The sequence below is a fragment of the Deltaproteobacteria bacterium genome, assembly GCA_026712905.1.
Classification (GTDB): Bacteria; Desulfobacterota; Binatia; order UBA9968; family JAJDTQ01; genus JAJDTQ01.
In genome coordinates, this window is the sequence record JAPOPM010000021.1 from 83624 (window position 1) to 93911 (window position 10288).

General features: G+C 67.4%; 10 protein-coding genes and 1 tRNA gene. 8 read left to right on the forward strand and 3 right to left on the reverse strand.

Annotation, left to right across the window (positions count from 1 at the left end; genetic code table 11):
* The first annotated feature begins 18 nt into the window (after positions 1-18).
* Positions 19-708 (forward strand): 2-C-methyl-D-erythritol 4-phosphate cytidylyltransferase, encoded by a 690-nt coding sequence (gene ispD, locus OXF11_01565; protein MCY4485789.1) that lies wholly within the window; start codon positions 19-21, stop codon positions 706-708.
* Positions 709-731: 23 nt separating this feature from the next.
* Here ispD and OXF11_01570 read toward each other — a convergent pair.
* Both OXF11_01570 and cysK read right to left on the reverse strand, forming a co-directional pair.
* Positions 732-809, reverse strand: a tRNA-Glu gene (locus OXF11_01570).
* A 71-nt stretch (positions 810-880) separates the two neighbouring features.
* Positions 881-1801, reverse strand: a complete 921-nt coding sequence (cysK, locus tag OXF11_01575) for a cysteine synthase A (protein ID MCY4485790.1) — start codon at positions 1799-1801, stop codon at positions 881-883.
* A gap of 183 nt (positions 1802-1984) precedes the next feature.
* Between cysK and OXF11_01580 the strand changes: the two genes are divergently transcribed.
* The 7 genes from OXF11_01580 (at position 1985) to mutM (ending at position 9600) form a co-directional block, all read left to right on the forward strand.
* On the forward strand, positions 1985-2416 hold the full coding sequence (locus OXF11_01580) for a DUF1844 domain-containing protein (protein MCY4485791.1): 432 nt from the start codon (positions 1985-1987) through the stop codon (positions 2414-2416).
* Positions 2413-3813, forward strand: coding sequence for a DegQ family serine endoprotease (locus OXF11_01585; GenBank protein ID MCY4485792.1), 1401 nt, complete (start codon positions 2413-2415; stop codon positions 3811-3813). Before OXF11_01580 ends, OXF11_01585 begins: the two co-directional genes overlap by 4 nt.
* Before the next feature lie 12 nt (positions 3814-3825).
* The gene (locus OXF11_01590) at positions 3826-6087 is read left to right on the forward strand and encodes a PBP1A family penicillin-binding protein (GenBank protein ID MCY4485793.1); all 2262 of its coding nucleotides are present in this window, start codon (positions 3826-3828) and stop codon (positions 6085-6087) included.
* Between the two features lie 28 nt (positions 6088-6115).
* On the forward strand, positions 6116-6754 hold the full coding sequence (locus OXF11_01595; protein MCY4485794.1) for a tetratricopeptide repeat protein: 639 nt from the start codon (positions 6116-6118) through the stop codon (positions 6752-6754).
* Between the two features lie 79 nt (positions 6755-6833).
* Positions 6834-7829, forward strand: a complete 996-nt coding sequence (gene tsaD, locus OXF11_01600) for a tRNA (adenosine(37)-N6)-threonylcarbamoyltransferase complex transferase subunit TsaD (protein MCY4485795.1) — start codon at positions 6834-6836, stop codon at positions 7827-7829.
* A 52-nt stretch (positions 7830-7881) separates the two neighbouring features.
* Positions 7882-8688 carry a 16S rRNA (adenine(1518)-N(6)/adenine(1519)-N(6))-dimethyltransferase RsmA gene (rsmA, locus tag OXF11_01605; protein MCY4485796.1) on the forward strand — a complete coding sequence of 269 codons (807 nt, stop codon included), beginning with the start codon at positions 7882-7884 and terminating at the stop codon, positions 8686-8688.
* 90 nt (positions 8689-8778) lie between these two features.
* Positions 8779-9600: a bifunctional DNA-formamidopyrimidine glycosylase/DNA-(apurinic or apyrimidinic site) lyase gene (mutM, locus tag OXF11_01610; protein ID MCY4485797.1), complete on the forward strand. Its 822-nt coding sequence runs from the start codon at positions 8779-8781 to the stop codon at positions 9598-9600.
* A gap of 10 nt (positions 9601-9610) precedes the next feature.
* Here mutM and OXF11_01615 read toward each other — a convergent pair whose 3' ends face one another.
* The gene (locus tag OXF11_01615; protein MCY4485798.1) at positions 9611-10138 is read right to left on the reverse strand and encodes a gamma carbonic anhydrase family protein; all 528 of its coding nucleotides are present in this window, start codon (positions 10136-10138) and stop codon (positions 9611-9613) included.
* Positions 10139-10288: the final 150 nt, after the last annotated feature.

The following is a 10288-nucleotide window of genomic DNA, read 5'->3' on the forward strand; positions in this document are numbered from 1 at the left end:
TTACGGGATACAACACTAGTGCAGGTCAACGCCATCATCCTGGCCGCGGGCCGCGGGACCCGCGTAGGGAGCCGCGAGCCGAAGGTCCTGCTGTCGGTGGCCGGGCGGCCGCTTATTCTCCATACCCTTGAGCGTTTCCGCCGCTCCCGCGAGGTGGGGAAGGCGGTCCTCGTGGTGCCGCCGGATGCGGTTGGCGACTACGAGGCGATGCTGGCCCCGGTGCCGGAGTCTTCCCTGGAGATCACGGTGCGGCCCGGAGGGGCGCGCAGGCAGGACTCCGTGCGCGCCGGACTGGATGCACTGGATCTCGACTGCGCCGTCGTGCTGGTCCACGACGGCGCGCGCCCCTTCGCCGCGCCCGACCTCATCGACCGCTGCGCCCGGGAGGCGCGCGCAGGCCGCTCCGTTACGGTCGCGGTGCCGGCGCGCAACACCATCAAGACGGTGGAGCGCGGACAGGTTCGAGAGACACTGCCGCGGCAGAGCTTGTGGGAGATCCAGACGCCGCAGGGGTTTCCGTTGCACCTGCTCCGCGACGCCTATGCAGAGGCGGAGCAAGAGGGGGTGGAAGCGACCGACGATGCCATGCTGGTGGAGCGCCTGGGCGTTCCGGTCGAGGTCGTCGAGGGCAGCAGCACGAACCTCAAGGTCACCTATCCCGAGGACCTCCTCTATGCGGAAGCGCTGGTGCTCAATGGCGTCGTGTGAGGACGGCGGCGGAGTGACACGGTTGGCGTCCCCGACGGGATTTGAACCCGTGTTGCCGGCGTGAAAGGCCGGTGTCCTGGGCCAGGCTAGACGACGGGGACGTGCTCGAACCGGACGTTGGCAGGGTTGTGATTTTATACCAGAAACGCGGACGCCTGTGTAGGGTGGAGTCTCAGGCGCGCGTGCTCAGGTAGCGCTCACCGCTGTCGCAGAGCATGGTGGCCACCCGGTGGCCCGTGCCCATGGTCCGGGCGACCTTCATGGCGGCGAAGCAGTTGGCGCCGGAGGAGATGCCCACGAAGAGGCCCTCTTCCACCGCCAGCCGCTGCATGGTGGCGGCCGCGTCCTCGTCGCTGACCGTGATGATCTCGTCGTAGATGCCGGTGTTGAGGATCGGCGGGACAAAGCCCGCGCCGATGCCCTGGATCTTGTGAAACCCGGGCTCCCCGCCGGACAGCACCGGGGAGGCGGCGGGCTCGACGGCGTAGATGCGAATGGAGGGAAACTCCTTCCGCAGAACTTCGCCGACGCCGGTGATGGTGCCGCCGGTGCCCACCCCGCAGACGAACGCGTCCACGGGTCCGAGCTGGCGCAGAAGCTCCGGCGCCGTCGTCTGTCTGTGGGCCTCCGGGTTGGCGGGATTGGTGAACTGTTGCGGCATGAAGAAGTCGGGATGCTCGTTGGCCAGCTCTTCGGCCCGGCGTATGGCTCCGCCCATCCCCCTGGTGTCGGGCGTGAGGATCAGGCGCGCGCCGTAGGCGGCCAGCAGGCTGCGGCGCTCCTCGCTCATGGTGTCGGGCATGGTGAGAACCAGGCGGTATCCCTTGACCGCCGCCGCCAGGGCCAGGCCGATGCCGGTGTTGCCGCTGGTGGGTTCCACGATGGTCCCGCCAGGCTCCAGCAGGCCCTTGCGCTCGGCCTCCTCGATCATGGCGCGGCAGATGCGGTCCTTCACCGAACCACCGGGATTGAGGGACTCCAGTTTCCCCCAGACTTCCGCGCTGTCCTCCCCGGGGAGCCGCGTAAGGCGCACCACGGGGGTGGAGCCGATAAGGTCGAGGATGGATCTCGCGCACGGGGGAGGGGTCGCCATGGGTTCGTGGGGTGGGGAGTCGGTGCAACCGAAATAACGAATATGATAGGGGCGCGCGGCGGCCAAGTCAACGCGGTTCGGCGAACACCCGCCGTTCCACCTTGACACCCCGGTTGGGCGCATCAATAATTGTAGGGATGGCCGGATGGGCCAGGGTCGACGAAGCACGGTGGAGGAGCGTTCATGGCTGAGGAATCCGATACGCAAAAAGGGTTCAAGGTTCACGACAAGCGCCGGTTTACCGATGAGGGCGAGGCGCGTGAACAACAAGAGGACCGGGACGAACCCGCGGCCGCTGACTCGCCGCAGGCGGGGGCGGAAACGCCCGAGGAACCGCCACGGGAAGCGTCCGCCACGCAGGAGCTTCCGCCCATCGACTTTTCCACGTTCATCATGAGCCTGAGCACCCAGGCACTGCTGCAGCTCGGCGAGATCGGCAACCCGGCGACGGGCCAAGTGGAGAAGGACGTGGCCGTGGCCAAGCAGACCATCGACATCATCGGGATGCTGAGCGAGAAGAGCAAGGGGAACCTTGACGAGACCGAGGAGCGGCTGGTGCAGGAGATTCTCTACAACCTCAGGATGCGCTACGTGGAGGCGGTACGGAACGCATGACGCCCGTTAAACGAATACGCCGGCGCGCGTGGCCCCTGGCCTGTTTGGCGGCTGCCCTGCTGCTGGCCGGACCCGGGCATGCGGCCGCCAGGGTCAACCTGCCGGATTTCGTCACGCTGTCGAAAGAGGTCCGGCCGATGGTGGTCCACATCTCCTCGTCGTCGTCGGCCGCGTCGAGTTCCAGTCCCTTTCGGGAAGGCGATCCCTTCGGCGATTTCTGGCGGCGCTTCTTCGGCGAGCGCTTCCCGCAGAACCCGACCCCGGGCCCGTCCCGGAGCGTGGGTTCCGGGTTCATCGTGGATCCCAAGGGATATATCCTCACCAACGACCACGTGGTCGAGGAGGGCCAGGACCTCACGGTGAAGCTCGCGGACGGATCGGAGCATCGGGCGCGCGTCGCCGGGCGGGACCCCAAGACCGATATCGCGCTGGTCAAGATCGACACCGAACGCACGCTGCAGGTGGCGCGACTGGGGGACTCGGCCTCGCTGGAGGTGGGCGAGTGGGTGCTGGCCATCGGCAATCCCTTCGGTCTCGAGCATACCGTGACTTCGGGGATCGTCAGCGCCAAAGGCCGGCGCATCGGCGCGGGCCCGTACGACAATTTCATCCAGACCGACGCTTCCATCAACCCCGGCAACTCGGGTGGGCCGCTGATTAACCTGCGCGGCGAGGTGGTCGGGGTCAACACCGCGATCTTCAGCCGGGGCGGGGGCAACATCGGCATCGGCTTCGCGATACCCATCAACCTCGTGAAGCAACTGCTGTCCCAGCTCAGGGATGAAGGCAAGGTGACCCGCGGCTGGCTGGGGGTCGTCATCCAGGACGTCAACGCCGAGATGGCCGAGGCGCTGGGCCTGGAGGAAGCCCGTGGAGCCCTGATAACCAACGTGTCGCAAGGGAGCCCGGCCGAGGTCGCCGGCATGCAGGTGGGCGACGTCATCGTGACTTTCGACAGCTCCCCGGTGACGGCTTCCAGCGAGCTTCCGCTGATCGTCGCCCGCACACCCGTGGGCAAGACCGTGGACGTCATGATCCAGCGCGACGGCCGTCCGGTGGCGTTGCGCGTGACCGTCGCGAAGCTGGGTGACGACGAGGTCGTCGTGGCCCTGGAGGACGACAACGACCTGGGCCTCACCGTGAGGGACGCGCAGCGGTTCATGCCCGGCTCACGGAGCCGCCGGGGGGTCGTGGTGACCGAGGTGGAGTCGGGCAGTCCGGCGGAGACGGCCGGCATTCGCGCGGGCGACGTCATCCTGGAGATCGATCGCAAGCGCGTCGACAGCGTGCAGGACTTCAGGCGCGTGGTCGGCGGTCTGGACAAGGGGACCGGCATTCTGTTTCTCGTGCGGCGCGAGGATACGACGCTGTTCCTGGCGTTGCGGGTTCCTCGCTGAAGAACGCCATTCATGAAACGCGGCTTCAAGCGATTCCTCATACGCTTTCTCAAGATCACGGCGGCGCTGTTCGTCGTGCTGGGTCTGGCGGGGGCCGGGCTGGGCGCCTGGTACGTCTCGCACTTGAGCGGCATCGTCAAGGCCAAGTTCGAGGGGCGCAAGTGGGAGTTCCCCTCCAAGATCTACGCCGACAGCAAGATCATCTATCCGGGCATGTACCTGTCCGCGGACGACGTGCGCGACAAGCTGCGCCGCTTGGGCTATCGCATCTCCAAGTCCCGCCCCCGGACCAAGGGCGAGTACCGGATTCTCGGCAAGAATGCCGTCATCGAAGTGTTTCTGCACGATTTCCGCTACCCGTTGCGCGATTTCCGCGGCTTCCCCGTGCGCATTTCCCTCAAGTCCGGCACGATCCATCGCATCCAACGGCTGGACGACAACGAGGTGTTGCCGTCTCTCGAGCTGGAGCCCGAGGTGGTGACCGGCTTCTACGACCGGGTGCGGGAACAGCGGCGGGTGGTGCGCCTGGACGAAGTGCCGGCGCGAGTGCGGAAGACGGTGCTGGCGGTGGAAGACGAGCGTTTCTACTACCATCGGGGGGTGGACCCCGTGGCGGTGATGCGCGCCTTCCTGGCCAACGTGCGCCGCGGCGGCGTGGTGCAGGGGGGCAGCACGCTGACGCAGCAGTTGATGAAGAACTTCTTCCTGGACAGCGAGCGCACCCTTGAGCGCAAGGTGAAGGAAGCGCTGATGGCGCTCATCACCGAGTGGCTGTACAGCAAGGACCAGATTCTGGAGAACTACCTCAACGAGATCTATCTCGGCCAGAACGGCGCTCAGGGCATCTTCGGAATATGGGAGGCGGCGCGGTTCTACTTCGCCAAGGAGCCGGAGCAGCTCACGGTCGGCGAGACCGCCCTGCTGGCGGGGCTGATCCGCGCGCCCAACCGCTACTCTCCCTACCGCAGCGTCGGCGACGCCACGCGCCGGCGCAACGTGATTCTGGCCAAACTGGTGGGCGACGGCATCATCACGCGCCGGGCCTACGAGCACGCACTGCAGGAGGTCTTCGAGAAGCGCGAGCCCGTCCGGCTGACCAACAGCGCGCCCTACTTCACCGACTACGTAAAGAAGGAGCTGGCCGAGCACTACAGCCAGGACACGCTGACCGCCGATGGCCTGCGCATCTTCACGAGTCTCGACCTGCAGCTTCAGGGGGCGGCGGAGAAGGCTCTGTCCCAGGGGCTCGCCAGACTGGAGCAGGACTACCGCCATCTCAGGCAGACGGCCAAGCAGGACGATCTCGAAGGCGCCTTGGTGGTGATCAAGCCGCAGACCGGCGAGATCAAGGCCATGGTGGGCGGGCGCGATTACGGCAAGTCCCAGTTCAACCGGGTGGCCCAGGCCAAGCGGCAACCCGGCTCCGTGTTCAAGCCTTTCGTCTATCTGGCGGCACTCACCCACGGGTCGTCGCAGGGCTCGGGGGCCTATGACAGCACCACGTACGTCGAGGACACGCCGTTCACGTGGAGCTACGGCAACGAGGAGTGGGCGCCGCAGAACTACAACCGCACGTATGAGGGTTGGGTGACCCTGCGCCAGGCCATGGAGAAGTCCCTCAACGCCGCCACCGCGCGCATCGCCCAGGATGTGGGCATCAAGAAGGTGCGCGAGATGGCCTATCGGATGGGCATCCAGAGCCGTCTGCCGCTGTTGCCGTCGTTGTCCCTGGGCGCCGTGGAAGTGACGCCACTGGAGTTGGCCGGCGCCTATTCCGCGATGGCGAACAACGGCGTGCGCACCCATCTCCTCTCCATCAAGAACGTGCTCGACCGTGACGCGGAAGTGTTGGAGAAGCGCAACATAAGGGTGAAGCGCGTCCTCTCGCCGCGGGTGGCCTTCGACATGCACACCATGCTCCGGGGGGTGGTGGAGCGGGGCACCGCCCAGCGCGTGCGCGAGTTGGGATTCACCCGTCCGGCGGCGGGAAAGACCGGCACCACCAACGACTCGCGCGACGCGTGGTTCGCCGGATACACGCCGGACCTGCTGGCGCTGGTTTGGGTCGGTTTCGACCGCCAGTCGGAGCTGGGCCTGTCCGGCTCCCGCGCGGCCCTGCCCATCTGGACGGACTTCATGAAGGACGCCACCAGCCGGTTGCCGGTGACGGATTTCGTCACCCCTCCCGGAACGTCGGCCCGAGGCGCGCATCCGCGCACCGGAACGGTCCCCGGTCCGCGCCGGAACGCGTTCGCGCGGGCGGCGGGCCGGTGAAGGCGGGTCGAGCGGAGCGAACCTGCTCATGATCACGCATTGGCTACACGCGTGCGCCTGGCTGTCGCTCGCCGCCCTGCTGGCGGGTTGCGGCGTCCCGGCGGCGGGCCTTCCGCCGAGCCGGGTGGAGCCGCCACCCGAGCCCGTGACGCCGCGCCCCGGGACCGGTCTTTCCACGGCGCCGGCGGAGCCCGGGTCGGGGAGCAGCCCTTCCACGGCGCCGCCGACAGCCCGCGTCCCACGGCCCGACCTGCCGATGCAGCCGGGCTCGTCGCCCCGGCGGGTGGCGTCCCAGAGCCGCACGGAACGTGCACGGCAACTGCTTCGGTCCGGTCAATACGGCCTGGCCTTGATGGAGTTGGAGAGGAGTCTGTCTCTGGACGGCTCCAACCCGTACGCGCACTACTACATCGCGGTGAGCCATTACCGGTTGCGCAACTTCAAGGCCTCGCTGGACTTCCTGGAGGTGGCCGAGGCCGTGCTGGGATACAACCGTCCCTGGCTCGTGCAGACCCTGGTCCTGCGCGGCGACAACCTGCGGGCCCTGGGACGTTTCAAGCCCGCGCGCGCCGCGTACCGCAGGGCGCTGTCCCTGGATCCCACCAACCCGTCGGCGCATCGCGGGCTCCTGTGGGCGCGGCAGCGCTCCAAGGCGTTGTCATGGTAGGCTGTCGAGATGCACCGCCGGAGACAGTCCGGGACGGGCCACGGGACCGGATACATCCGGGAATTCATGGAGGTTCATCGTGATCGTGCTGGGGGTCGAGACATCGTGTGACGACACGGCGGCGGCCGTGCTCGAGGACGGCAGGGTGGTTCGGGCCAATCTGGTCTCGTCCCAGGATGCGGTGCACGCGCCCTATGGCGGCATCGTCCCGGAGATGGCCTCGCGACAGCACATCCACGCCATTCAGCCCATGGTGGACAAGGCGTTGACCGAGGCAGGCGTCGCGGCCGCCGACCTCGACGGCCTCGCCGTCACCTGCGGCCCCGGGCTGACCGGTTCGCTGCTGGTGGGTCTGTCGTTCGTGAAGGCGTGGTCCTTCCGCTCGGGCATTCCCTACGTGGGGGTCAACCATCTGGAAGCGCATGTGATGTCCATCTTCCTGGAGAGGGAGGTGAGCTTCCCCTATCTCGCGCTGGTGGCGTCCGGAGGGCATACGCTGCTCTACCTCGTGCGCTCCGTCGGCGACTACGAGCATCTGGGCGGGACCCTCGACGACGCCGCCGGCGAAGCCTACGACAAGGTGGCCAACATGATGGGCCTGGGGTTCCCCGGCGGCCGCGTCGTCGACGACCTCGCCAAGCAGGGCGACCCGCGCGCGGTGGCCTTCCCGCGGGCGCGCCTGCGCACCCCCTACGACTTCAGCTTCAGCGGCCTCAAGACCTCCGTGTGGCACTATCTGACGCGCAAGCGGAAGGACGACTGGCGTGACGATATGGCGGACATCGCGGCGAGCTTCCAGGAAGCCGTGGTCGACATGCTGATCGCGCCCACCCTGAGAGCGGTGGCGGACACCGGCATCCGCCGCATCGTGCTGGGCGGCGGCGTGTCGGCCAACAGCCGCCTGCGCGGCAAGATGACCGAGAAGGCCGAGGAAGCCGGCGCCGAGCTGCACTACCCGTCGCTGCGCTTCTGCACCGACAACGGCGCCATGGTGGCCCTGGTGGGCAGCCATCGGCTGGCCGACGGCGACCGCGACGGCCCCCGTCTCAACGCCGACCCGGCCCTGACCCTCTGAGGACGTCTCCATCGCGACGCTGTATCAGGAAGCCAGAGCCGCGTGGCGCGAGCTGGGGTTTACGCCCAGCAAGGCGCGGGGTCAGAATTTCCTCGTACACGAGCGCGTCATCGACGCGATCCTGCGACTTTTACACCTTGGCGAGGATGACCGCATCCTGGAAGTGGGACCCGGCCTCGGTTTCGTCACGCGGCGTCTGGTAGGGGCGGAGCGCCAGGTGTGGGCGGTTGAGGTGGATCCCCTCTTGGTGCGCTGGCTGGGCGAGGGCCCGCTGGCATCGCACGCGGGCTTTCATCTGGTGTGCGACGACGTCCTGGAGGCCGATCTCGACCGCTTGCTGCCCGCCGGCAAGGTCAAGGTCGTGGCGAACCTTCCTTACAGCGTGGCCGCGCCGGTGCTGTTGCGGCTGTTCGAGGAAGGGCGGCATTTCTCCCTCCTTGTGGTCATGTTGCAGAAGGAAGTGGCTCGCCGGCTGACGGCCGCGCCCGGCGCACCGTCGTACGGCGCGCTTTCGGTCTGGTCTCGGCTTTACGGCCGCGTGACCGAAAAGGTGCCGGTGGCGCCCGAGGCGTTCACGCCCAGGCCCAAGGTCGATTCCACGCTGCTGCGAATCGAACTGCTCGACCCGCCGGCGCTTCCCGCCGAAGAGATACCAGGGTTGCGCGCGGTGGTGCGGGCCGGTTTCGGCCAAAGGCGGAAGATGCTCGGCAATGCCTTGGCCGGTCTGCTCGGCGGCGCGGGCGACTCGGTCTTCGAGAAGGCAGCCGTCGATCCGCGCCGCCGCGCCGAAACCCTGGACCTGCACGAGTTCGGTCGGCTCGCCCGAGCCCTCGGGGACGCGCGGGAGGCGAGGCGTTGAGACGGGTGGCGGTGGAAAGCCGGCAACCCGCCGGGGTGGCGGTCCGGGCCGGCGAGGTGGTTGGCGGGCGCGCGGCGAGGAGCAGGGGAGATGCCTGAGCTGCCCGAGGTGGAAACCGTCTGCCGCACTCTGAACGAGCGGCTCAACGGCGTGCGCATTCTGGAGGTCCGCGTCATCGAGGACCGCCTGCGGCGGCCGGTGGCCGCGGATTTCGCCTCCCGCCTGGAAGGCCGGACGGTGCAGGCCGTGAACCGGCGCGGCAAGTACATCCTGGCGGCGCTGGACGGCGGCTGGACGTGGGTTTCACACCTGGGGATGTCCGGCAAGCTGGTGTTCCGGCCGCGCGGTGCGTCCCTGGAGAAGCACGATCACATCGTCTTCGGACTGAGCGACGGGGGCGAGCTGCGCTACCACGACCCGCGCCGCTTCGGCATGTGCGTGGTCCTGCCGGAAGGGGAAGTCGCGGCGTGGCCGCCCTTGGCGGACCTCGGAATCGATCCCCTGGACCGGGGTTTCACGGCCGGCTACCTCTACCCGTTGCTGCACCGCTCGCGCCGCAGCATCCGCGACCTGTTGCTGGACCAGCGCATCGTTTGCGGCCTCGGCAACATCTACATCAACGAAGTGCTTCACCGTACGCGGGTACGCCCCACCCGCAGGGGACACCGGGTCTCGCGCGCGCTCACCCGGGAACTGGCGGATGCCATTCCCGCGCTACTGCGCGAAGCCATCCGCTGGCGCGGCAGTTCGGTGTCGGACTACCGTGACGGCAACGACCAGCGCGGCGGCTTCCAATGGCGCCTGCAAGTCTACGACCGCAAGGGCGCCCCCTGCCGGACCTGCGCGACGCCCATCAAGCGCATCGGCCTGGGCAACCGTGGGGTGTTCTACTGCCCGGTGTGCCAACGGTAGGGCGCCGCCCTCATCCCACCACCTTGTAGTCGCCGCCCAGATAGCTCCGGCACAGCTCGGTGTAGGTGGAAGAGCCCATCTTGATCCAGTTCAGCGCCTCGCCGCTGATCTCCTTCTTGACTTTGGCCGGGGTGCCGGCCGCCAGACAGCGCGCGGGAATGCGGGTGTGCGGCACCACCACGCTGCCGGCGGCGATGAGGGACTCCTCGCCGATCTCGGTGTCCTCGAGCAACGTCGCGTTCATGCCGATGATGGCCGAGCGCCGGATGGTGGCCCCCTCCATGATGGCGGCGTGCCCCACGGTCACGTCCTCGTCGATGATCACGGCGCCCTCGCCGGAATGGATCACGCAGTTGTCCTGGATGCTGGTCCTGGGGCCGATGACGATGGGGTTCTGGTTCTCGTCGGAGCGGAGCACGGCGCCGAACCAGATGCTGGCTCCGGCCTCCACCGTGACATCGCCGATGAGCACGGCCGTGGGAGCGATGAACGCCTCCGGCGAAACCCTGGGGCGCTGCCCCTTGTACTGGATGAGCATGAATATCTCCTTAGCCCAAGTTTAACATAGGTAAATGAAAGTCATTATAATTCGGGGGGTTAGCGGGTCGATTTTTTTCTTCTGGCACTACATTCTGGTGTCTTAACGATAATACTGAGAGTTCAGACGGTCAACTTTTTGATGCCGCCG